The sequence below is a fragment of the Acinetobacter courvalinii genome (assembly GCF_014635545.1).
Lineage (GTDB): Bacteria > Pseudomonadota > Gammaproteobacteria > Pseudomonadales > Moraxellaceae > Acinetobacter > Acinetobacter courvalinii.
In genome coordinates this window covers 91,968-113,409 of the sequence record NZ_BMDA01000007.1, presented here as the reverse complement: position 1 = coordinate 113,409, position 21,442 = coordinate 91,968, and the positions used below count along the sequence as shown (strand labels likewise).

Here is a 21,442-nt window from a genome sequence, read left to right as displayed (position 1 = left end):
TAAAAAGCGGCCTTCTTTTGAATCTCTAAGCTTATGCAGCTAATGCGCCTTTAGCTTTTTCAGCTAAAGCAGCAAATGCGATTGCATCATGCATAGCGATGTCAGCTAATACGCGACGGTCGATGATCACTTGAGCTTTTTTCAAGCCATCGATCATACGGCTGTAAGACAAACCGTTTTGACGAGCACCAGCATTGATACGCGCAATCCATAAAGCACGGAATTGACGTTTCTTTTGACGGCGGTCACGGTATGCGTATTGACCAGCTTTGATTACCGCTTGGAACGCTACGCGATAAACGCGTGAACGAGCACCATAGTAACCTTTAGCGCGAGCAAGAATTTTTTTGTGACGACGATGAGCCACTACACCACGTTTTACACGAGCCATTTATAATCTCCTTAGATGTATGGGCACATAGCACGAACTGATGCAACGTCACTTACGTGAACCATTACACAACCGCGCAATTGACGGATACGCTTAGCAGATTTTTTGGTCAAAATGTGGCGCTTGAATGCTTGTTTGCGCTTGAAACCGTTTGCAGTCGCTTTAAAGCGTTTAGCTGCACCACGGCGAGTTTTTAACTTAGCCATAGTAACCTCTTTTGGGCACCTGTTCGGCACGTTTGCACGATTGCAAATCGACCTGCAGGTAAGGAAGGCAGTATGATATAGCATCTGCCGCTAAAACAAAAGTAAAATGCTCATTTTTTGATAGAAATAGAAGTGTTTTCTACAAACGTTATTTTCCATAATTAATTCTCAAATTATGAGAAACATACACAAAATCAGCGCCTATAATAGAATCAAATTCTTAAACACCCATCCTTATGAATATACAGAATGATGCTTTCGCCGCCTTGCGGTATCGGGATTTCTCTATCGTGACTGTTAATCAGTTCTGCTTGACACTGGCTATCCTGATTCAGGAAATCATCGTTGCCTATTCACTGTATCAGATTACCCGTGATCCGCTTACGCTCGGCTTTATTGGTCTGGCAGAGGCAATCCCCTTCATTACCTTGTCGTTATGGGGCGGTTATTTTGCAGATAAGCTGAATAAACAGAGCATCATGAAAGTCTGTTTGTTCTTTTCTATTCCCCTGCCGTTAGTACTTTGGGCACTGTTCCATTTACATGGTTTAGAAAAAATTGGCATCACCACACTCTCTTGGGGCATTTATGCCGTTATTTTCGCCTTGGGTACCATTCGTGGCTTTTACAATCCCTCCGCAACATCACTCAAGCCTTTTCTGATTCCACGTGAACTGTATGCCAATGGCGCAACCTGGACCACGATTGGCTGGCAAAGCGGGGTGATTATTGGCCCCATGCTCGGTGGATTTATGCTGGCTTTTTTAGGGCGTGAAACCAGTCTGTTTGCGGTATCTGCATTATTGGCGGTTTGCTTCATTTTAATTAACTGCCTAGCGAAGCGAACTTTTCCGAAAATGGAAACCGAGAATGTGCTGCAAAGCCTGACCGATGGTTTCCGTTTTATCTGGAAAACCAAGATTGTATTATGGGCCATCTCACTGGATCTGGTCTCGGTACTGTTTGGCGGTGTGATTGCGCTATTGCCGATTTTTGCGGAAGAAATCTTAAAAGTTGGCCCCGAAGGCTTAGGCTACTTACGTGCGGCACCTTCTATCGGTGCACTGATTACCATGATCGTACTGACCAAATTTCCTCCGATGCATCACGCCTGGCGTAATATGCTGTTAGCCGTCGCTGGCTTTGGTATTTTTACCATTCTGTTCGCCTTCTCAAACAATATGTGGCTGTCACTATTTGCTCTTGCCATGACCGGTGCCTGTGACAGTGTTTCGGTTGTGGTTCGTCAAACCGTGCTGCAAATCTTCCCTCCTGAAAATATGCGAGGTCGTGTCGCTGCTGTGAATGGGATGTTTGTTTCTTCAAGCAATGAACTGGGCGCATTTGAATCCGGTCTGGCAGCCAAATATCTCGGTACCATCACCGCCACCATTTTTGGCGGTTGTATGACCCTTGCCGTGGTGAGTTATTGCTGGTTTAAAACCAGTGACTTATTCAAGGTCGATATTACCAAAGGTTCAGATCAATAGAGCTGAGAGGAAGCATTTGTCTTCCTCCTTATTTTTTAAAAGATACCGAGATACAAAGCATATAAAGTTAAATAACGCCCACCTTTGGCGATTGTGACAATCACAAAGAATCGCCAAAAGTTCTCTTTCATCAAGCCTGCAATCAGGGTAATCGGGTCGCCAATCACAGGTGTCCAACTCAGCAACAGCGAATAGAAACCATATTTATGATAAATCTGCTGGGCTTGTTTTAAACGCTGCTCAGAAACAGGAAACCACTTTTTATCTTTAAAGTGTTCGATTTTCAGGCCAAGCCACCAGTTCACACAGGAACCCAAGACATTACCAATGGTCGCAACCAAGATCAGATAAAACGGATTAGATAAACCTTGTACCAGCAAGGTCATTAGTACCGCTTCAGACTGTAAGGGTAATAAAGTCGCTGCACCAAAAGCCGAGAGAAATAATAAAAAATAAGACATCAATTTAAAGGGATCACTCAATATCAATCAAAGCATAGCAGCCTATAGCACTATAAGCTGAAATTATTAAGTCAGTGCCAGTTTTCCCCAACTGGCCTGTAATTGCTCATCACTGATATTCATTTGAAAAACGGTCTTAATGGTGCGTTCAAATTCATCAAAATTGCTTAACTGTTTTTTATTTGAGCCGCCTTTGCCATGCGTTCTTAAGACCCGATCTTTTAACGTGATCCGCATTTCGCTATTGGCTATCGATAACATTAAGTGCTGAGTAAATAAGGATTCTGGTGAGGTCGAAATGTAGTAGTTTGCGACCTGTGCATCAGCATGTGCAATCTGCTGTTCGGGGTTAATTGCATAGACATTGACCCATTGATCATGAATACAGACTTGCAGCATATATTTCATTTCTGTCAGTACAGTCGTATCCAAACCACTCTGGGCAACTTCAACAAACCTAAAAGGCTCTAATGATGTCTGCTGTGTTTCGCCGATTTGGTCAAGCGTTAAAACCATCATTGGTGTCATACCGCCAAACCCGGGATCATATAAAAACAATTGCTGATCAATATGCACCAATGTGACCAAATGAGTCCGTACTGGCGTACGACTAGGTGTGCCTTGATAATAGACCCGTCCTAGCACGTTATAAGCCTCATATCCCAGTTCGTTTAACGCAATTCTGGTTAAGGTGCTGTGCTCTAGACAATAACCCCCTTGATCATTTCTCAATAACTTCTGAGCAAGTTGATCAGATTCCAAAGAAACCTCTCCCCCTAAAAAAGAAGAAAAATTAGCAAAAGGAATTTTCTGCACATGCAGACTTAGTAAGGTGTTTAGATGAGCCAAAGTGGGTGAAAAATCACCTGCAAAACCAAGTTTTTCTAGATACTGGGTAGATATTGTTGAAGTCGTCATTTTTATATATTTTTAAATTTACCAAAGAAAAGGCTTAGTCTAATTCAGACATAAACTAGACATCATCATTCTTATATGACATAAATCCGGTTTCCCAAGGATTCTCAAAACGAACAGTCCTTGGGCATAAGAAGGTTGTTCAGTTCTTATCCCACCTTGATCGACAAGGCTTTCTGTATCGCAGGGCGGGCGGTTAAGCGTTCAATATAATCTTTTACATACGGATAATCTTCAAGTTGAATGCCCTGCCATTCATAACGTAATGCCCAAGGCAAAATCGCCATGTCTGCAATGGAATATTCACCAGCCACGAACTTCTGTCCAATCAACTGCTTGTTTAAGACATTATAAAGACGTTTGGTTTCATTTACATAACGGTCAATCGCATAGGGAATTTTTTCAGCTGCAAACTTATTGAAATGATGGTTCTGCCCCAGCATTGGCCCAAAGCCACCCATTTGCCACATCAACCATTGTTCAACTTCAACCCGTTCCTGCTCATCCGTTGGATAAAATAATCCAGTTTTCCTACCTAAATACTGCAAGATCGCACCCGACTCAAATACGGAAATCGGTTCGCCACGTGGGCCATTTTGATCAACAATTGCAGGGATTTTATTATTTGGAGAGATTCTCAGAAAATCAGGTTGAAACTGGTCGTTTTCAAGAATATTGATGGGGAAAATTTGATATTCCAGCTGCATTTCTTCTAAGGCAATTGTTATTTTATGTCCATTGGGCGTACCCCAGTAGTATAAGTCAATCATTTATGTTGTCCTGTTTGATCGTTATCTTGACTGTTGTTGCGTTATAGCACACTTGGCTTATCTTGATCAGCACATCAGCACGAAAAGAAACAATCGTGCCGTGTTTTAAAGCTAACGATCAGACAATTCGTTTTGCTTTTGCTGAAATTCTAAAGCCTTTTCACCAACAAATTTTCGCCCCGCATTTGTGCCATTAATCCACTCTTCTACCGAAAACAGATCGAACATACCCACCTTAAATAACGTCGGGACCGCCAAGGCCAGCTCTTCTTCAATCGCCCCACGCACTCCAGCATTATAAAGATTAATATTGTGTAGCATGGTCGCAACGGTACCTGTCTGGACACGGCTACCATCTTTCAGCTTCACTTGTGGCAGAACCTCTCCCTCCTGTACCACTTTTTGATTAACTTCCGAGAGTTCTTGAGTACCTTTAATTGTAGACATGAATTTTTCCAGTTTTTAAATCGTGTAATTATCAAGCAATCTTATCATATCCTGTCTTTACGCCGGGGAATGAGCCTAAGCAGATTTTTAACAAACCATTGCCGATTCAGACATAAAAAAGCACCGCCTGTTGCGGTGCTTTTTTATCAAGAAAAAATTACTTTTTCTTTTTCGGACCAAGTAACATGCCCATCTGACGGCCTTCCATCTTCGGCGCTTGTTCAACAACACCAAACTCAGCAACGTCAGCTTCAATTTTTTGTAATTGAGCCAAACCAAGCTGTTGATGTGCCATCTCACGACCACGGAAACGCAAGGTAATTTTCACTTTGTTTCCTTCTTCAAGGAAACGTAAAATTGCACGCAATTTTACCTGATAATCACCTACATCCGTCGCAGGACGTAACTTGATTTCTTTCACTTGCACTTGATGCTGTTTTTTCTTCGCATCTTTTTGCTTTTGTTTCAAGTCAAATAAGTGCTTGTTGTAGTCCATGATTTTACAAACAGGCGGTTCTGCATTAGCAACAATCTCAACAAGGTCAAGATTGGCTTCTTCTGCAGCACGCAATGCTTCATTTAATGAAACAACACCTTTTTGCTCCCCATCTGCAGCGACGAGGCGTACTTCTTTCGCACGGATCTCATCGTTGATTGCAGGACGGTTACTTTTAGCACCTTGTTGTTGGTTACGGTCAGGCTGTTTAATCTTTATTACTCCACAATGTACCGGCCACGTTCGGCAACGGCAGATTTCACTAAGTCAATAAATGCATCTACTGACATAGTACCTAAATTTTTTCCTGAGCGAGTACGCACATTAACTGTACCTTCTTCAACTTCTCGGTCACCAAGAACTAGAAGGTAAGGAATACGCTCTAGGGTACGCTCACGAATCTTAAATCCGATTTTTTCATTTCTCAAGTCGGAAATAGCACGAAGGCCATTTTCTTTGAGTTTTGCGACCACCTGTTCACTTGCTTCTGCTTGTGAATCAGTAATGTTCATGACACACGCTTGAATTGGTGTAAGCCACGGTGGCATGAAACCCGCATAGTGTTCAATTAGTATACCAATAAAACGCTCAAAACTGCCAAGAATTGCACGATGCAGCATCACAGGTTGGTCACGCTCATTGTCTTCTGTGACATAAGAAGCATCTAAACGGATCGGCAAGTTGAAGTCACATTGGATGGTACCGCACTGCCAGATACGGCCTAAGCAGTCTTTCAATGAAAATTCAATTTTCGGACCATAGAACGCACCTTCACCAGGTTGCAAGTCCCATGCCAAGCCAGCATCATCAAGCGCATCTGCCAAAGATTTTTCCGCCAGATCCCAAAGTGCGTCATCACCCACACGTTTTTCTGGACGTGTAGAGAGCTTCATTTGTACGTCTTCAAAACCGAAGTCTTTATAAACGTCTAAAGTCAGCTTAATAAAATCTGCAACTTCTTTACCAATCTGTTCTTTGGTACAGAAAATATGGGCATCATCTTGGGTAAAGCCACGAACACGCATAATACCGTGTAAAGAACCTGATGGCTCGTTACGGTGACAAGAACCAAACTCAGCTAAACGGATTGGTAAATCACGGTAAGATTTCAAACCCTGGTTAAAGACCTGTACGTGACATGGGCAGTTCATTGGCTTCACTGCATAGTTACGACTTTCCGAATGAGTCGTAAACATGTTTTCAGCATAGTTTGCCGCATGACCAGACTTTTCCCAAAGCGTAAAATCTACGATTTGCGGCGTCTTGATTTCCTGATAACCATTGTCTTGCTGAACTTTACGCATGTATTGTTCAAGCACTTGATAAATGGTCCAGCCGTTCGGATGCCAGAACACCATACCTGGTGCTTCTTCTTGCATATGGAACAAATCTAGCGCTTTACCAATTTTACGGTGATCACGCTTTTCAGCTTCTTCAATACGTTTGATATAAGCCGCTAACTGTTTTTTGTCAGCCCAGGCTGTACCGTAAATACGTTGTAATTGTTCATTTTTCGCATCACCACGCCAGTATGCACCAGAGATTTTAGTGAGCTTGAATGATTTTAAGAATTTAGTATTCGGTACGTGTGGACCACGGCACATATCTAAATAATCTTGATGGTAGTACAAGCCCATTTGAGTTTCATTCGGCATGTCTGCAATCAAGCGTAACTTATATTCTTCGCCACGTGCTGTGAATTCTGCAATCACATCTTCACGCGGTGTCATCTTTTTAACAACGTCATAGTCCTGATCGATGAGCTTTTTCATGCGCTCTTCGATTGCTGCCATATCATCCAGCGTAAACGGACGTGGCATCCAGATGTCGTAGTAGAAACCTTCTTCGATCACAGGACCGATCACCATTTTCGCTTCCGGGAACAACTGCTTAACCGCATGTCCGACCAGATGCGCACAAGAGTGACGAATGATTTCTAAACCCTCTTCATCTTTCGGGGTAATAATCTGAACTGTCGCATCTTCTGTGATTAAATCACAAGCATCCACCAAGCGATCATTGATACGGCCAGCAACTGTATTTTTTGCAAGACCCGGACCAATGCTCTGAGCAAGTTCCATTACGGAAATTGGCTGATCAAACTGTTTCTGATCACCATTTGGTAAAGTAATGATTGGCATATAAAAAATCCTTAAGGAGTGATGCCCTATACGAAGGAGCATATCACCGCGAGATTATGTATTGAGGCGAGGCCTCAAAAGATAAAAAACGGCGGATAAAAAAGTATCCAAGATTTTACACGGGTTTAGCTGTGGATGAAACCTTTGGACCAGAAAAACCCGATATCTCTTACGATTCCCCTCCGACTAAAGCCTAAATGATTTAGACTCGACGACAGAATAGTTTAGTCAATAATGAAAACAACATAAAATGGAGCAATACACATGGTCAGTGCATACGACGAATTACCACGAACAGCTGCCAATTTTGTAGCCCTGTCTCCGTTACGTTATTTAGAACGTGCGGCTTATATTTACCCTCAGCAAGCTGCAATTATTCATGGCGAACGTCAAATCACATGGCAACACACCTATCAACGCTGCCGCCAGTTTGCACATCAACTGGCAAAACTGGGAATTCAAAAAAACGATACTGTGTCTGTGTTGCTTCCCAATATTCCTGCCATGATCGAAGCACATTTTGCCGTGCCAATGGCGGGTGCCGTACTCAATACCTTAAATACCCGCCTTGATGCCAAAACCATCGCCTTTATGCTGGAACATGCTGAATCCAAGGTACTGCTGGTTGATCCAGAATTTCGTGAAGTCGCGGCAGAAGCACTTAAACTGGTGCCGCAAGAGATCGTGGTGATTGATGTATTTGATTCCGAGTTTGAAGGCGAGCAGATTGCCATCGGACAATATGAATATGAATCATGGCTTGCTCAAGGAAATCCTGAATTTGAATGGTTACTCCCGCAAGATGAATGGGATGCAATCAGTCTTAACTATACCTCAGGCACCACTGGCAATCCTAAAGGCGTGGTTTATCATCACCGTGGTGCTTACCTGAATGCAGCCAGCAACATTCTAGCCTGCGGCATGAAACCACGGGCGGTATATCTCTGGACACTTCCTCTGTTCCATTGCAATGGCTGGTGCTTTGCCTGGTCTATTGCGGCCAGTGGCGGTACCAATATCTGTCTGCGTCGCGTCGATCCTGTCCTGATTTTTAAATATATTGCGCAATATAAAGTTGATTACTTCTGTGGCGCACCAATTGTACTGTCCATGCTGATTAACGCTCCTTCAGAACAGCGAACCTCATTTGATCATCATGTCGAAGTCATGGTGGCTGGCGCTGCTCCACCCGTGGCGATTATTGAAGGGATGCATCATCTCGACATCAATGTAAATCATGTTTATGGTCTGACTGAAACCTATGGTCCTTCGGCCTTATGTGCCTCACAGGCAGGCTGGAATGATTTATCCATACAGGAACAGGCACAACTGCATTCACGTCAAGGCGTACCCTACCCTTTACAGGACAGTATGCGGGTACTTGATCCAGAAACCATGCAACCAGTTCCCAATGATGGACAAACCATGGGTGAAATCATGTTCCGTGGCAATATTGTCATGAAAGGCTATTTAAAAAATCCCGAAGCCACGCAGGAAGCCTTTAAAGGTGGCTGGTTTCATACCGGAGATCTGGCGGTGAGCCATCCCGACGGTTATGCCAAGATCACAGATCGCTCAAAAGATATTATCATTTCAGGCGGAGAGAATATTTCATCGCTCGAAGTAGAAGATGTACTCTACCGCCACCCTGCTGTATTGACTGCTGCAGTCGTGGCAAAACCGGATCAACGCTGGCAGGAAGTACCTTGTGCCTTTATTGAACTCAAACAGGGAGCAACCGCAACCCCTGAAGAGATTATTGCGCATTGTCAGCAACAACTGGCCCGCTTTAAAGTTCCAAAAGATGTGGTGATCGCCGAGATTCCAAAAACCTCGACCGGAAAATTGCAGAAATTTATTTTAAGGGAATGGGCAAAACAACGAGCCAATAGCGAATTCGGAAATTAATACAGCAGATAAAAAAAAGAAGTTTCCGAGGAAACTTCTTTTTTATTTTAAACCTTACTGTTCAGATAACAGCGCGACCTGTTGAACATAATTGACGAGCTTACGTTTCGAAGCTTCAAGCTCTTCTTCACTGACCTGCTGCTTGATATCACGATGAATACGTAATACATGCTGACGCAAGGTATGGCGTTCAGAAGCATTAAATACTTTACTAAACTCATTAATAATTGGGTCGCCTTGATCAATCATACGATCAACCCAACGCATCAATTGCATTTGTTTTTTAGCGCCTTGTTGCGGCGTGAGATAAGATAAAATTGTGCTCTCATCTTCATTACGCAATAACTTACCAACGCGTTGGAACTGACGACGACGCGCTTCAAATGAGCTAATTTTCTGCACTTCAAGCAAGGCATCAATTAAACGCTCATCGACAGGAAGTTTTTGAATCTGCTTTGGATTCAGTTGAGCCAACTGCTCACCCAAAGCGGCCATGCGCTGAACTGCCTTTTTTTGCTCAGTTCGACTCGCACGCCCTTCTAATGACTCAAAATCTTCATCTGTATAACGTTGGGGACCACGTGCCACTATTACTCTGCCTCGTAAAATTTTGCTGCGAACAGCGTTTGAATTTCTTCCAGTGCCTTGTCTTCATCAGCACCCTCAATCACCAGTCTTAATGTGGTGCCTTTACCTGCACCCAACATCAACAATGACATAATATTTTTTGCATCAACTAACTTATCGCCCTTACCAATCTGGATAGAAGAACGAAATTTTGTCGTCACTTCAATCAGTTTACCAGATGCGCGAGCGTGTAAGCCGAGTTTATTAATTACATCAATTGTTGTGTCTATCATGACCAGTGCTTCATTTCTCTATGTAAGATTTGGACAGCCCATTTTGCCTCAAGGGCCTGTTTGAGTCTATCCACGATATAAACCGAACGATGCTGCCCGCCCGTACATCCCACGGAAATGGTCATGTAATGGCGATGTCCTTCAGCAAAAGCGGGTAACCACTTATCAAGAAAGCCATAAATATCTTCAAACATTTCATTGGTTTGTTGACTGCCTTCTAAAAAGCGGCGCACAGGTTCATCTAAACCTGAAAAACGGCGTAATTCTAAGTCCCAATGTGGATTTGGTAAATGGCGTACGTCAAATACATAATCCGCATCGAGTGGAATACCGTGCTTATAGCCAAAAGACTGTAAAATTACAATTAAGTTATCCGACTGCCCCAGTTTAGACAATAGAATATGTTTTAAATCATGGACGCTTTTATCCGTGGTATCAATATGTACGGTAGAACGAAACTGGATCGGAATCAGCAGTTGCTTCTCTTCCTGAATACATTGCAACAGGCTATTGAAGCGGCTGGCCAACGGATGCGGTCGACGTGATGCACTAAAACGTGCAATCAAATCCTGATCCTGTGTGGTCAGATAAATAATATCCACCGAACCATGGCGTTGTAATTGCTCAAACACATGATCGAACTCTTGCATATCGGCACGGGTACTGCGGATGTCTACGCCCAGTGCCAACTGTTCAAGATTATTCTCGTGATCCAGTTTCGCCACAATTTCAGGCAATAATGCCAAAGGTAAGTTATCTATACAATAATAGCCCAAGTCTTCAAGCACTTGTAATGCAGATGATTTGCCTGAGCCTGATTGTCCTGTCACGATAAGAATACGCTTCATGGCATTTTGCCCTTCATTTTTTATGTTTTAAAATCAACTTGTAGGTTATCAATCAAACGGGTTGCACCCAGTTTTGCAGCAACAAAAACAACAAGGTCCTGATCAAATTGCGCAATCGGTTGCAGGTTGGTCTGACGAGCTTCCACATAATCCACAACAAAGCCAGCCTGTGTCAATTGCGTCGAGATATTTGCTAACACTTGGTTGAGTGCCTGCCCTTCATGCAATTGCTGTTCAGCCTGTTTGAGCGATTGATAAATAGTGGGTGCAATTGCCCGTTGCTCTTCGGTTAAATAACCATTACGAGAACTTAAAGCCAAACCATCTTCGGCCCGTACAATCGGCACGCCAATCACTTCAAGCGGCATGTTCAGGTCTTGTACCAGCTGACGAATGACAGCCAGTTGCTGATAGTCCTTTTGCCCGAAGAACGCGAAATCAGGCTGTACAATATTGAACAGCTTGGTCACCACAACTGCAACGCCATCAAAATGACCTGGACGTGATTTTCCACACAGGTCATCGGTAATCTGACCCACACTGATATTGGTCAAACGCAGCTGTGTCCCGTACATTTGCTCAACAGTGGGTGCAAAAATAATATCGCAGCCCACATCCGCCAATAAGCGGCTGTCTTGCTCTAATGTACGTGGATAACTATCAAAATCCTCGCCTGCGCCAAACTGGATTGGATTGACGAAAATACTGACCACCACCACATCACACAGTTTTTTTGCTTCACGCACCAAGGTCAAATGACCTTCATGCAGATTGCCCATGGTCGGTACAAAACCAATCAGTTTCTTTGAACTACGCGCAGGAGAAAGTGACGCAGTTAAGCCTTGTATCGTTGTTTCAGTTTTCATGGATTAAAGCTCAACCTGAAAAGTATGTTCTTTGGCTGGGAACGACTGGTCCTGCACGGCAGCATGATAGGCTTTAAACGCATCGACAATGGCAGTTTCGCCAGATTGCTCTTTCATGAAGTTACGAACGAAACGCGCAACACGACCAAAGGTCAGACCAAGCATGTCCTGAACCACCAATACCTGCCCATCGGTTTCATGTCCTGCACCAATTCCGATTACGGGTGTATTCGGGAACAGTTCTGCAATTTCTTTACCCAGTTGTGCAGGTACACATTCAAGTACCAATACTGCTGCACCGGCATCAATCACCGCCTGACAGTCGGCAATCAGCTGATCCGCGGCTTCACGTGTTTTTGCTTGCAATTTATAGCCGCCTAACACATTTACAGATTGCGGCGTTAAACCTAAATGTACACACACAGGAATACCATTACGGGTCAACACGGTAACCAGTTCGCTCAGCCAGGCACCGCCTTCGATCTTGACCATTTGTGCGCCAGCTTGCATGACAGTTTTTGCATTTTTCAAACCATCCTCAAGCGTGGCATAGCTCATAAATGGCAAGTCAGTCATAATCAGGGCATGGGCATTACCACGACGTACAGCAGCCGTATGGTAAGCCATATCTTCAACCGTCACAGGAAGTGTAGAGTCTCTGCCTTGAATCGCCATTCCAAGAGAGTCACCGATTAAAATCGTATCAATTTCAGCCAATTCCATCCCTTTAGCCATACTTGCATCGTAACAAGTAAGACATGAGAACTTGCGTCCTTCGGCTTTAAATTTTCTTAAGTCACTTAGACTAATCATGATGATGTCCTCTACAGGCGTTTCCAGAACGAAACAGTCTTAAGCGATTGCCCAAGACTGGTCTGCTATTACAGTCAAGTTTGCTTGCTGTACCAGTTCTAAATCTTTTAAAGAATGATCATTTAATTGTAAATGAGCATCTAGGTCTAATAAGGGAATAACGACGAAATCACGCTCTAAAATACCCACATGTGGCACTGTTAAGCGTTCATTGCGGATCTGCTCCTGACCATAGATCAGCAAATCCAGATCAAGCGTGCGCTCTCCCCAGCGTCGTAAACGGACACGCCCTGCTTCTTGCTCAAATTGTTGTAATTGATCTAACAGCGCAAGCGGTGCAAGGTCGGTATCCAGTTGCACAACTGCATTGAGGTAATTCGGCTGGTCTTGCGGCCCCATCGGTGGACTTTGATAAAGTCGGGAAACCTGTACAGCACCCAGTGTTGCCAGCTTCGCAACAGCTTCACTCAGAATCTGCTGCGAATCGCCTAAATTACTGCCAAGACCAATATAGCTACGAATCGTCATTGCGTTGGCCCAAAAACCACTTGGCTTAAATCACGTTGTACGCGTTTACGCTTAAGGATCGGGTGATCCGCATGAACCTGTCCTGAGTTGCCAGCCGCTTTTTCTATAAAACGGCTCGCAGACTCATCCGCTCTAACCCGTTCTTTTTTACCACGGCGGCTTCTTGGCTCAAGGACATTGACCAAAGGCTCAATTTCAGTCGTCTTCGGCTCATCTGCTTCGACCGCCTTACGACGTGTCTTGCTGCGTTGACGATTGTATTGACGGATTGCCGCTTCTTTTTGATCCATGGTCATTTCCTGGTAGCTTTCCCACCAGACGCCCATCCCTTCCGTACTACCATCGCCAGACTTCTCACGTAACAGCAAGAAGTCAAAACCGGCACGGAAACGGGCATGGCCAGCCAAAGCCTCAATCTGTTGTGGCTTTGGATTGAGCAAGCGGGTCTGCATTTCCCAGACTTCACGAATAAAGGTTTCCGCAAAACGCGGAATAATGGTCCGGGTCGCCTGACGTTTTAATACATCAAGTCCAGCTTGTGCACGTGCTTCCGCGGGTACCACCCCTTTGTTCAGATAGAAATCACAACGTTCTAAAAATGGTTTCCATAACAGGACTGCATAGAAAAATGCCGGGTTGATGGTTTTACCCACTTGAATACGCTGATCAGTATTTCGTGCAGCACGGTCAATAAATGCCGTGATATTGGGTTGGATTTCAGCAAATAGCTGCTTCCACACACCAAACTCGATCAACATCGGCAAGACACGGGTCAAATGCCCCATGGTGAACAGTTTTTGTGATTCATCATATAAACGATGGGGTGAGACATCACGCAATAATTGCGTCATTTCAACATTAAACACATCGAGAATGGATTGATCAATCTGGAAGTTCAGTTTTGCAGCAAAACGCAATGCACGTAACATCCGTACAGGATCTTCTTCAAAACGCTGTGCCGGTTCACCTAGAAAACGTAAGGTACGGGTCTTGATATCCTCTACCGCATGGCAGAAATCAAGTACGATCCCTTTTCGTGGCTGGTAATACAGGGTATTGATCGAAAAATCTCGGCGAGCAAAATCTTGCTCAATCGTCCCCCAGTTATTATCACGAAGAATCATCCCGGAGGCACTGGTGACCGCTTTTTTCGGCGGGGCACGGAAGGTCGCCACTTCAATCAGTTCACGACCGGAATAAACATGTGCCAGCTCAAAACGTCGCCCGATAATCCGGCAACGTCGACCAAATACTTCTTTCACCTGAGCTGGTGTAGCATTAGTAACCGCGTCAAAATCCTTTGGATTAAGACCTAACATCATATCTCGAACACCACCGCCCACAATATATGCTTCGTAGCCTGCTTTAGTCAGACTATCAATCACATCTAGAATTGAGGAAGGAAGTTGAGTTGTGGACAAACCACATTTTGACGCACGCAAAGTTTGCAAAAGACACTGTCTCCTACGTCAGGACGTAAATAACAATTTGTCGCTAATCATAGCTCTAACACACACAAAGGGCAATTTATTCTGTTGCAAGTTTCAACAGATCTGTCTACCTCATTCATCACTTTATGACAATATCAGGTTTATAACATCAGCCTTGCTTTGTTTTTCTCTAATAATTTTGGCCCGATTCCCTTGATATTCATCAACTCATCGACGCTTTTAAAACCGCCATTTTTTTGCCGATATTCCATAATTGCTTGCGCTTTTTTCTCACCTACCCCATTTAACATCTGGAGTTGCTGCAAGCTGGCCTGATTCAAGCTAATCTTATCACCCGGAGTATTTACAGAAGATGAAAGCCACTGTGGAGCCTGCTGAGTGGGCCGGGATAAATAATAATTATTATTTGCCTGATTCGCCAACTGCTGGTCACGTAGCTGTTGCTGAGTTTTCCATTGCTGATAGGCCTGGTCAAACTGCTGTGCCTTAAGGGGTGATACACACCCCAAGCACAAAATAATGAATAGAAAAAACTTATGTTTGCGGCATACTTGCTGCAATATCATGGTTGCTCTCCTGAGCTTTTAATTGTCGTTTTGCTTGCTCCCAGAGCTCATCCATTTCAGCCAAACTCATGTCTTGCAAGTCTTTGTGTTGTTGTTGTGCCTGCTGCTCAATAAAAGCAAAACGGCTTCTAAATTTATGGATCGTCGCCAACAAGGCGCTCTCACTCGACACGCCAAGCTTTCGTCCCACATTGATCAGAGAGAATAAGCAATCTCCAAACTCTTCCTGAATATCATCGCTATTGTGGCTGTTGATCGCCTGTTGTAACTCTTCGAGCTCCTCATCCAGTTTGCCATAAGCGTCTTCAACACATTCAAAATCAAAACCCAGTTGCGCTGCCTTTTTTTGAATTTCATGCGCCTGTACCAGTGCAGGTGCATGCTTGATCTCATCTAACCGAGACTGTACTTTACCCTGTTTTTCCTGTTGTTTGATCTGTTTCCATAATGCACTGACTTGCTCAGCACTCAAATTTTGATATTTTTCCGCCTCAAAAACATGGGGATGACGGCGGATTAATTTTTCACTGATTGCATTTACCACATCCTGAAAATTAAATAATCCTTTTTCATCAAACATTTGTGACTGGAATACCACTTGCAACAATAAATCACCCAGTTCATTGCGGATTTCGTCGATGTCCCCCGAGCGAATTGCTGCCTCAACTTCATAAGCTTCTTCAATGGCATAACGGGTTAAGCTTTCTGGTGTTTGCTGTTGATCCCATGGACACTTTTGTCTTAACTCTTGCATGATTGCCAATAACTTTTCCATGATGATCTCCACACTTGATCGAAGCAACGTGTTGCAGCCCGAATACGCTTATGCGTAATATACACGCACGCAAAAACTATCAATATAAAGCAAGGGAAGGCAATGCAACAGAGTGTTTTTATTAGTGGGGCTGCACAAGGCATTGGTGCTGAAATCGCCCGCCTCTTCTACCAGCAAGGTTTCAAAGTGGGAATCTATGATATCAATCAACAGCAAGCACAGGCTTTAGCTGCAGAACTGGGCATACATGCCAAAGCCGGTTATCTGGATGTCAGCAATTACCAACAATGGCAAACTGCATTGCAGGAATTTACTCACTGGGCTGGTGAACTTAACCTGCTCATTAACAATGCTGGCATTCTTTACTCAGGACCATTTGAAAATACGGATATTCAATCACATCACCGCATTATTGATATCAATCTCAAAGGCATGCTCAATGGCTGTCATGCCGCGTTAGCACACCTGCAACAGGCCGATTTTGCCCGTGTCATCAACCTTTCCTCTGCCTCAGCGATTTATGGTCAAGCTGATCTGGCGTCTTACTCCGCCAGTAAATTTGCGGTGCGCGGTTTAACCGAGGCTCTGGATGTAGAATGGCAGAAATATAAAATCCGTGTTCTGGATGTGATGCCCTTATTTGTACAAACCAACATGGTAAAAAACATGGATGCAGGCAGTATCCAGAATATTGGGGTAGATTTGACTCCTGCCGATGTCGCAAAACAGGTTCTAGATTTGGCACAACACAAAGATCATGCCTTGCTCCCGCCCCATACGCCTGTCGGCATAAAAACCAGACTGCTCTATCAGTTATCCAGCCTTAGTCCGCAGTTCCTGAATCGCTGGACCAATCTGTTTTTATCCAAACGTTAGGCATAAAAAAGCTGCATCGAAATGCAGCTTTTTACGTTGGCCAGCTTAACTGCCTTGAACCAGACGTCGAGCACTGATAATCCCGGGTTGCTGCTCCAGACGAGCCAGCAATCTGGACAACTGTGCCAAACCTTTGACTTCAATCAATAACTTCATATTGGCAATACCATCTGCCTCAGAAATGGTATTGACCTGACGGATATTGATCTGGTCTGAGAAAATCACCTGGGTCAGATCCTTGAGCAAACCACGGCGATCATACGCTTCCACCACGATTTGAACACTCTGACCACGGGTTGGCTGCATTTCCCAGTCTGCTTCAACTGCGCGTTCTGGCTCTTGTGTGGTCATGCGCAAGTAATCTGGACATGCCACCTTATGGATACTGACACCGCGATTCAAGGTGATATAACCACCAATCGATTCACCATGTACTGGCTGACAACATTGCGCAATATGCAGCTCGACATTGTCCAGTCCATCAATCAGGATACCATGCGCAGATAGCGTATGGCTGGCACGCGGATTTAACGCCGGTTTCAGCACCAGTTCAGGTTCATCCTGATCTAGATGCATCTGACGGTTGACCTGATTCATCAGGGCATGCAGGCTGATATCACCACTGACCAAAGCCACCAGAATATCATCACCCGATTTCAGGTTGAAATGAGATGAATAATCCTTCAGGTCAATACTCTTGGGATGGATGGCTAAACGCGCCAGCTCTTTCGTGAGTAGCTCACGCCCGACTTCGACATTCTTGCTACGGTCTTGCTGCCTAAACCAGTGACGTAACTTGTCACGTGCACGTGCAGTCTTGATATAACCCAGCGAATTCACCAACCAGTCACGGTTCGGTTCACGATCTTTCTTGGTTAAAATCTCAACCTGCTCACCGGTCTTTAACATATAGGTTAAAGGCACATAACGCTGGTTCACTCGTGCCGCATAGCACTTGTTTCCAACCTCGGTGTGCACATGATAGGCAAAGTCTAGAACAGTGGAACCACGTGGTAATTCCTTGATATCCCCATCACGGCTAAACACATAGATCTTTTCAAAATTCTCAAAATCCTGAATCTGATCAATGCCGTTCGATTCTTCATCTTCAGCATGTGGCGTGGTTTCAGTACGTTCCTGATAATGCTCAAGCACCGCACGTAATGAATGCAAACGGTCATTAAAGGAATGATCGGTATTTTTGGCGCCTTCTTTATAGTTAAAGTGCGAACACACCCCAAGCTCAGCTTCGTTATGCATTTCAAAAGTACGAATCTGTACTTCCAATGACTTGTTCTCAGCAATTACCGCGGTATGCAATGAACGATAGCCATTGGCTTTCGGATTGGTGACATAGTCATCGAACTGGTTCGGAATATGCCGCCAGATCTGATGCACGATGCCCAGAGCGTGATAGCAATCTGGAACGCTCTTGACCAGTACACGCACTGCCCGAATATCATAAAGCTGATCGAAGCTCAGGTTCTTGCTTTTCATTTTTCGATAAATCGAATAAATGTGCTTCACACGCCCGGTGATTTCCGCCTGAATATCATATGCAGCCAATTCGGTTTTCAGTTTATCAATCACAAACTGAATATATTGCTCACGCTCCAGACGCTTTTCGTTCAGCAAAGACGCAATTTCTTTATAGCGTTCCGGGGCCAGATAACGAAAGGCCAGATCCTCCAGCTCCCATTTGAGCTGGGCAATCCCCAAACGGTGCGCAAGCGGCGAGTAAATGGTCAGAATCTCACGTGCCACCCGCTCTTGGCGCTCTTTACTGGCGGTTGCCAACTCACGTAAGGCATAGGTACGTTCTGCCAGCTTGATCAGCACAACCCGAACATCTTCCGTCACTGAAATCAGCATCTTATAAATGCCGTTTAGATGTTCACGTTGATTATTATTAAAATGGTCTTCTAAACGCTTATTCTTTTCAATCAACTCCGACAGTTTACCCATTGCAAGTGTGCCTTTTACCAAAGCCAGAACCTGCTCGCCAAACTGCTGTTGAATGTCCTCTAAAGTAATCAGACCTTCACGTACACTACGATATAACACTGCCGCTGAAAGCGTGTCTTCGTCGACATGCAAATGGGCCAAAATATCCGCCATACCAATACCTGTACTAAAGGTATTGATACGATGATCCGTCGCTTGTAACTCTTTTGCTAAGGTCAGCTCGGCAACTTTTTGAAGTTGTTTCAGCTCAGCCCCATCCAAAATACCACGCACCCGATCTAGCCAGGAGACCAGACTACTTTGCGCTTCAGCGGCATGTTCTACAGTCGCTTCCTCAGACAACTCTTGGAGTCGTCCAGGTAACTGTTCACGTACTGTGACCATACCTTTCTCCTCTGGATATGTAACTCATTTTTTAATCGTTTATCTCTTCGATTTTTTCCAGCTTCTCAATTTTCTCAAACAGGGCAATCGATTCAACATGTTCAGTATGCGTAAACATGTCCATCACCGCAGCTTTCTTTAACCGATAGCCATATTGTGCCAGTACACCTGCATCCCTTGCCAGTGTTGATGGGTTACATGATACATAAACGATTCTTTTCGCTCCAAAATTAGGTACATATTGCATGACTTCAAACGCACCTGATCGTGGAGGATCAATTAATAATGCATCAAATCCCTGTTTCGCCCAAGAATGATGCGAAAAGTCTTTTGTTAAATCTTGTGAAAAGAACATTGCTTGTGGCAATTGATTGGCTTTCGCATTTTCAGTTGCCCGTTGCACCATCTCATCACTTGCTTCAACACCCACCACTTGACCCGTTTCTCCCACACGACGTGCAATCGGGAGCGAGAAATTGCCTAATCCACAGAACAGGTCAAGCACTCTCTCCCCTTGCTGTAACTGAAGCAATTCACATGCCAAGTGAATCATCTGTGCATTTACAGCGCTGTTCACCTGGGTAAAGTCTAAAGGTGAAAATGCAAATTTGACTGCAAAATCATCCAGACTGTAATGCAAGCGCATCGGTGCCTGAGCATCATCTACTCGATGTAAACTCTCTGCCCCTTTGGGCTGCAAATACAACTGCCATCCCTTGAGTAACGTAAACTGACGTAATTGGTTGACATCCGACACATTTAATTCATCAAGATGACGAATCAGCAATGCCACCTCGGTATCGCCCATGGCCAATTCTATATGACCGATATGGGCTTTGCCTGTAAGACTTTCGAGTAATTTTCTAAGTTCAGGCAAGCTTTCGGACAAAGTTTGATCCAATACATTGCACTGCTGGATGGCAGTGAGGTGATTACTATGATGCTCACGAAAACCCATCACCAAACGGTTCTGTTTGGCAATATAGCGCACCCCGATACGGGCACGACGGCGATAATCGGTTTTTACCGAACGGATCGGTGCCAGCCATTGCTCAGGCTCTAAACCAGCAAAATGTTGTAAATGCGACTTCAACACATTCTGTTTCAACAAAATCTGCTGGTCAGGATGAATATGTTGCAGGCTACAGCCACCACATACCCCAAAATGAGGACAGATCGGATCGACACGACCTTCAGCCGCCTCACCTTCCAGCTTGATCATGTCGGCTTCTTCCAGACGAGAAGTCTGGTTGGTAATCTTTGCCTGTACCGTTTCACCGACGAGACCATAGCGAATAAAGACTTTCTTGCCATGCTTTTCTTTAGGATGATCAGGATGCGTTCCATAATGCGCGATGCCGCGCCCTTCATGAGAAAACGCTTCGATTTGAAAGGTATAGGTTGGATATTGGGCGGGGCGATGTTTCGCTTTGTGTTTCAAAAGATGAACCTAATTTTTTGGCGCAAAAGTGGGTGCGGTAAATACAGTATATTGCGATGTTTGTTGCCATACCTGTAAAAATTCAGTTTGTTGCGTTTGAGTTTGTAAATAATCAATCGTTGCCTGAATCAACTGTTGATGATCCTTTTGATTGAGCTGACCTTTTAGCAACAACCAGCGGATATAGACCAGCCATGTATTCAGCACATCGCCTTCACAATAACTGGTCAGTTTTAACCATTGTTCAGTACGGACATAGTCTGGCACACGATAGCCAACTTCACCACGTTTGCCCGGAAAACCCAGCAAACAGGCAATATCATCCAGCTTCTGGAAATTACGACCATTAAACATGGCCATCACATCCATCAGGTCAACATGACGATGGTGATAGCGATTCTGATAATTGTTGTAGCGCTTCTGCTGGTCAATTTCGCCCTGATCAAACAGGCTCGGCGCAGACAGGCCGTGGTACATAGCCCGGAACAGAATCACTGGCAAGTCAAATTGCGAACCATTCCAGCTCACCAGTGTCGGCTGCTTCTTGTCAAAAATAGACAGAAACTTGGCCAGCATTTCTGCTTCGCTATTCTGCTCCTGACTGAATGAAAACAGGCGAAAGCCTTTTTCATCAATCCATAATCCAGAAATACAGACAATCTCATGTAAAGGCAGACGCTGAAATTCTACACCTGATTCCTGGCGGCGAATCTTGGTCAGCGCCTGTTCTACATCGGCTGCTGGCAAGTCCAGATCATGGAGATGTGCCCCGGCCTTGAGATCAGTCAGGGTCTCAATATCAAACACTAAAATCGGAAAGCGTAAATTCATTTCAGAATTCCCT

23 protein-coding genes are annotated in these 21,442 nt (G+C 44.3%); 3 read left to right on the top strand and 20 right to left on the bottom strand.

What is annotated here, in order from left to right:
- Positions 1 to 31 precede the first annotated feature (31 nt).
- A complete protein-coding gene (gene rplT, locus IEV39_RS17465; RefSeq protein WP_004655655.1) occupies positions 32 to 391 on the bottom strand; it encodes a 50S ribosomal protein L20 in 360 nt (119 codons plus the stop codon).
- An 11-nt stretch (positions 392 to 402) separates the two neighbouring features.
- Positions 403 to 597, bottom strand: coding sequence for a 50S ribosomal protein L35 (rpmI, locus tag IEV39_RS17460; protein ID WP_004637967.1), 195 nt, complete (start codon positions 595 to 597; stop codon positions 403 to 405).
- A gap of 236 nt (positions 598 to 833) precedes the next feature.
- On the opposite strand from rpmI, the gene IEV39_RS17455 reads away from it, so the two are divergent.
- Positions 834 to 2,087 carry an MFS transporter gene (locus IEV39_RS17455; protein ID WP_005283422.1) on the top strand — a complete coding sequence of 418 codons (1,254 nt, stop codon included), beginning with the start codon at positions 834 to 836 and terminating at the stop codon, positions 2,085 to 2,087.
- A 35-nt stretch (positions 2,088 to 2,122) separates the two neighbouring features.
- On the opposite strand, the gene IEV39_RS17450 is transcribed toward IEV39_RS17455, so the two are convergent.
- The 6 genes from IEV39_RS17450 to thrS all read right to left on the bottom strand — a co-directional run bounded on the left by IEV39_RS17450 (position 2,123) and on the right by thrS (position 7,317).
- Complete coding sequence (locus IEV39_RS17450; protein WP_005283420.1) at positions 2,123 to 2,548, bottom strand: YqaA family protein; 426 nt, start codon at positions 2,546 to 2,548, stop codon at positions 2,123 to 2,125.
- A 66-nt stretch (positions 2,549 to 2,614) separates the two neighbouring features.
- The gene (locus IEV39_RS17445; protein WP_005283417.1) at positions 2,615 to 3,466 is read right to left on the bottom strand and encodes an arylamine N-acetyltransferase family protein; all 852 of its coding nucleotides are present in this window, start codon (positions 3,464 to 3,466) and stop codon (positions 2,615 to 2,617) included.
- Positions 3,467 to 3,612: 146 nt separating this feature from the next.
- Positions 3,613 to 4,233, bottom strand: a complete 621-nt coding sequence (locus IEV39_RS17440; RefSeq protein ID WP_005228758.1) for a glutathione S-transferase N-terminal domain-containing protein — start codon at positions 4,231 to 4,233, stop codon at positions 3,613 to 3,615.
- Between the two features lie 111 nt (positions 4,234 to 4,344).
- Complete coding sequence (locus tag IEV39_RS17435) at positions 4,345 to 4,680, bottom strand: DUF7709 family protein (protein ID WP_005283414.1); 336 nt, start codon at positions 4,678 to 4,680, stop codon at positions 4,345 to 4,347.
- A 157-nt stretch (positions 4,681 to 4,837) separates the two neighbouring features.
- Positions 4,838 to 5,389 (bottom strand): translation initiation factor IF-3, encoded by a 552-nt coding sequence (infC, locus tag IEV39_RS17430; RefSeq protein ID WP_079281829.1) that lies wholly within the window; start codon positions 5,387 to 5,389, stop codon positions 4,838 to 4,840.
- A gap of 5 nt (positions 5,390 to 5,394) precedes the next feature.
- Positions 5,395 to 7,317, bottom strand: a complete 1,923-nt coding sequence (gene thrS / locus IEV39_RS17425; RefSeq protein ID WP_005228756.1) for a threonine--tRNA ligase — start codon at positions 7,315 to 7,317, stop codon at positions 5,395 to 5,397.
- A 264-nt stretch (positions 7,318 to 7,581) separates the two neighbouring features.
- Here thrS and IEV39_RS17420 point away from each other — a divergent pair, with 264 nt between their 5' ends.
- Complete coding sequence (locus IEV39_RS17420; protein WP_005283410.1) at positions 7,582 to 9,225, top strand: acyl-CoA synthetase; 1,644 nt, start codon at positions 7,582 to 7,584, stop codon at positions 9,223 to 9,225.
- 54 nt (positions 9,226 to 9,279) lie between these two features.
- Here the strand turns inward: IEV39_RS17420 and yjgA are convergent, their stop codons facing one another.
- From yjgA to mazG, 9 genes are all read right to left on the bottom strand, one after another.
- Positions 9,280 to 9,813 (bottom strand): ribosome biogenesis factor YjgA, encoded by a 534-nt coding sequence (yjgA, locus tag IEV39_RS17415; protein WP_005283408.1) that lies wholly within the window; start codon positions 9,811 to 9,813, stop codon positions 9,280 to 9,282.
- Between the two features lie 2 nt (positions 9,814 to 9,815).
- Positions 9,816 to 10,085, bottom strand: a complete 270-nt coding sequence (locus tag IEV39_RS17410) for an HPr family phosphocarrier protein (RefSeq protein WP_004804467.1) — start codon at positions 10,083 to 10,085, stop codon at positions 9,816 to 9,818.
- On the bottom strand, positions 10,082 to 10,933 hold the full coding sequence (gene rapZ, locus IEV39_RS17405; RefSeq protein ID WP_005228753.1) for an RNase adapter RapZ: 852 nt from the start codon (positions 10,931 to 10,933) through the stop codon (positions 10,082 to 10,084). Before rapZ ends, IEV39_RS17410 begins: the two co-directional genes overlap by 4 nt.
- A 20-nt stretch (positions 10,934 to 10,953) precedes the next feature.
- Positions 10,954 to 11,799, bottom strand: a complete 846-nt coding sequence (gene panC / locus IEV39_RS17400) for a pantoate--beta-alanine ligase (RefSeq protein ID WP_005283405.1) — start codon at positions 11,797 to 11,799, stop codon at positions 10,954 to 10,956.
- A gap of 3 nt (positions 11,800 to 11,802) precedes the next feature.
- Complete coding sequence (gene panB, locus IEV39_RS17395; RefSeq protein WP_005228749.1) at positions 11,803 to 12,612, bottom strand: 3-methyl-2-oxobutanoate hydroxymethyltransferase; 810 nt, start codon at positions 12,610 to 12,612, stop codon at positions 11,803 to 11,805.
- Positions 12,613 to 12,651: 39 nt separating this feature from the next.
- On the bottom strand, positions 12,652 to 13,140 hold the full coding sequence (gene folK / locus IEV39_RS17390; RefSeq protein ID WP_005283402.1) for a 2-amino-4-hydroxy-6-hydroxymethyldihydropteridine diphosphokinase: 489 nt from the start codon (positions 13,138 to 13,140) through the stop codon (positions 12,652 to 12,654).
- Positions 13,137 to 14,591 carry a polynucleotide adenylyltransferase PcnB gene (gene pcnB, locus IEV39_RS17385; protein WP_005283398.1) on the bottom strand — a complete coding sequence of 485 codons (1,455 nt, stop codon included), beginning with the start codon at positions 14,589 to 14,591 and terminating at the stop codon, positions 13,137 to 13,139. The genes folK and pcnB overlap by 4 nt, the downstream gene beginning before the upstream one ends.
- Before the next feature lie 140 nt (positions 14,592 to 14,731).
- A complete protein-coding gene (locus IEV39_RS17380) occupies positions 14,732 to 15,157 on the bottom strand; it encodes a ComEA family DNA-binding protein (RefSeq protein ID WP_005283396.1) in 426 nt (141 codons plus the stop codon).
- Complete coding sequence (gene mazG, locus IEV39_RS17375; RefSeq protein ID WP_005283393.1) at positions 15,126 to 15,932, bottom strand: nucleoside triphosphate pyrophosphohydrolase; 807 nt, start codon at positions 15,930 to 15,932, stop codon at positions 15,126 to 15,128. The genes IEV39_RS17380 and mazG overlap by 32 nt, the downstream gene beginning before the upstream one ends.
- 102 nt (positions 15,933 to 16,034) lie before the next feature.
- On the opposite strand from mazG, the gene IEV39_RS17370 reads away from it, so the two are divergent.
- The gene (locus tag IEV39_RS17370) at positions 16,035 to 16,808 is read left to right on the top strand and encodes an SDR family oxidoreductase (protein ID WP_005283391.1); all 774 of its coding nucleotides are present in this window, start codon (positions 16,035 to 16,037) and stop codon (positions 16,806 to 16,808) included.
- A 45-nt stretch (positions 16,809 to 16,853) separates the two neighbouring features.
- Here the strand turns inward: IEV39_RS17370 and IEV39_RS17365 are convergent, their stop codons facing one another.
- The 3 genes from IEV39_RS17365 to IEV39_RS17355 are packed head-to-tail and all read right to left on the bottom strand — an operon-like array spanning position 16,854 to position 21,429.
- The gene (locus IEV39_RS17365; RefSeq protein ID WP_005228737.1) at positions 16,854 to 19,157 is read right to left on the bottom strand and encodes a RelA/SpoT family protein; all 2,304 of its coding nucleotides are present in this window, start codon (positions 19,155 to 19,157) and stop codon (positions 16,854 to 16,856) included.
- Positions 19,158 to 19,188: 31 nt separating this feature from the next.
- The gene (rlmD, locus tag IEV39_RS17360; RefSeq protein ID WP_005283387.1) at positions 19,189 to 20,598 is read right to left on the bottom strand and encodes a 23S rRNA (uracil(1939)-C(5))-methyltransferase RlmD; all 1,410 of its coding nucleotides are present in this window, start codon (positions 20,596 to 20,598) and stop codon (positions 19,189 to 19,191) included.
- A 9-nt stretch (positions 20,599 to 20,607) separates the two neighbouring features.
- Positions 20,608 to 21,429 (bottom strand): 3'-5' exonuclease, encoded by an 822-nt coding sequence (locus tag IEV39_RS17355; RefSeq protein WP_005228735.1) that lies wholly within the window; start codon positions 21,427 to 21,429, stop codon positions 20,608 to 20,610.
- Between the last annotated feature and the right edge of the window lie 13 nt (positions 21,430 to 21,442).

Excerpts from the sequence above, each read along its gene's own strand:
- panC (WP_005283405.1), bottom strand. The coding sequence starts at position 11,799 with ATGAAAACTGAAACAACGATACAAGGCTTAACTGCGTCACTTTCTCCT.
- thrS (WP_005228756.1), bottom strand. The coding sequence starts at position 7,317 with ATGCCAATCATTACTTTACCAAATGGTGATCAGAAACAGTTTGATCAG.
- IEV39_RS17440 (WP_005228758.1), bottom strand. The coding sequence starts at position 4,233 with ATGATTGACTTATACTACTGGGGTACGCCCAATGGACATAAAATAACA.
- folK (WP_005283402.1), bottom strand. The coding sequence starts at position 13,140 with ATGACGATTCGTAGCTATATTGGTCTTGGCAGTAATTTAGGCGATTCG.
- rpmI (WP_004637967.1), bottom strand. The coding sequence starts at position 597 with ATGGCTAAGTTAAAAACTCGCCGTGGTGCAGCTAAACGCTTTAAAGCG.
- IEV39_RS17435 (WP_005283414.1), bottom strand. The coding sequence starts at position 4,680 with ATGTCTACAATTAAAGGTACTCAAGAACTCTCGGAAGTTAATCAAAAA.
- mazG (WP_005283393.1), bottom strand. The coding sequence starts at position 15,932 with ATGGAAAAGTTATTGGCAATCATGCAAGAGTTAAGACAAAAGTGTCCA.
- rplT (WP_004655655.1), bottom strand. The coding sequence starts at position 391 with ATGGCTCGTGTAAAACGTGGTGTAGTGGCTCATCGTCGTCACAAAAAA.
- IEV39_RS17445 (WP_005283417.1), bottom strand. The coding sequence starts at position 3,466 with ATGACGACTTCAACAATATCTACCCAGTATCTAGAAAAACTTGGTTTT.
- IEV39_RS17380 (WP_005283396.1), bottom strand. The coding sequence starts at position 15,157 with ATGATATTGCAGCAAGTATGCCGCAAACATAAGTTTTTTCTATTCATT.
- IEV39_RS17420 (WP_005283410.1), top strand. The coding sequence starts at position 7,582 with ATGGTCAGTGCATACGACGAATTACCACGAACAGCTGCCAATTTTGTA.
- panB (WP_005228749.1), bottom strand. The coding sequence starts at position 12,612 with ATGATTAGTCTAAGTGACTTAAGAAAATTTAAAGCCGAAGGACGCAAG.
- IEV39_RS17450 (WP_005283420.1), bottom strand. The coding sequence starts at position 2,548 with ATGTCTTATTTTTTATTATTTCTCTCGGCTTTTGGTGCAGCGACTTTA.
- rapZ (WP_005228753.1), bottom strand. The coding sequence starts at position 10,933 with ATGAAGCGTATTCTTATCGTGACAGGACAATCAGGCTCAGGCAAATCA.
- IEV39_RS17455 (WP_005283422.1), top strand. The coding sequence starts at position 834 with ATGAATATACAGAATGATGCTTTCGCCGCCTTGCGGTATCGGGATTTC.
- IEV39_RS17355 (WP_005228735.1), bottom strand. The coding sequence starts at position 21,429 with ATGAATTTACGCTTTCCGATTTTAGTGTTTGATATTGAGACCCTGACT.
- IEV39_RS17365 (WP_005228737.1), bottom strand. The coding sequence starts at position 19,157 with ATGGTCACAGTACGTGAACAGTTACCTGGACGACTCCAAGAGTTGTCT.
- IEV39_RS17410 (WP_004804467.1), bottom strand. The coding sequence starts at position 10,085 with ATGATAGACACAACAATTGATGTAATTAATAAACTCGGCTTACACGCT.
- IEV39_RS17370 (WP_005283391.1), top strand. The coding sequence starts at position 16,035 with ATGCAACAGAGTGTTTTTATTAGTGGGGCTGCACAAGGCATTGGTGCT.